This window comes from Paenibacillus sp. MMO-58 (assembly GCF_037146255.1).
In the GTDB taxonomy this organism is placed as follows: domain Bacteria; phylum Bacillota; class Bacilli; order Paenibacillales; family Paenibacillaceae; genus Pristimantibacillus.
Genome location: NZ_JBBCVY010000064.1, coordinates 1 through 222, shown reverse-complemented (window position 1 = coordinate 222; position 222 = coordinate 1). Strand labels below are relative to the sequence as shown.

At 53.6% G+C, this 222-nt stretch carries 1 rRNA gene; it reads right to left on the bottom strand.

Annotated features, from left to right (window positions below):
• Positions 1 to 222: ribosomal RNA gene (locus tag WFJ73_RS33320) — 23S ribosomal RNA — on the bottom strand; the annotation flags it as partial.

Genomic DNA, 222 nt, shown 5'->3' with positions numbered 1-222 from the left:
CATCCCCGAATTTTTCAACATTCGTGGGTTCGGGCCTCCAGTGCGTGTTACCGCACCTTCACCCTGGACAGGGGTAGATCACACGGTTTCGGGTCTACGACCACGTACTATTTCGCCCTATTCAGACTCGCTTTCGCTGCGGCTCCGTCTTCCCGACTTAACCTTGCACGTGAACGTAACTCGCCGGTTCATTCTACAAAAGGCACGCCATCACCCTTTTAA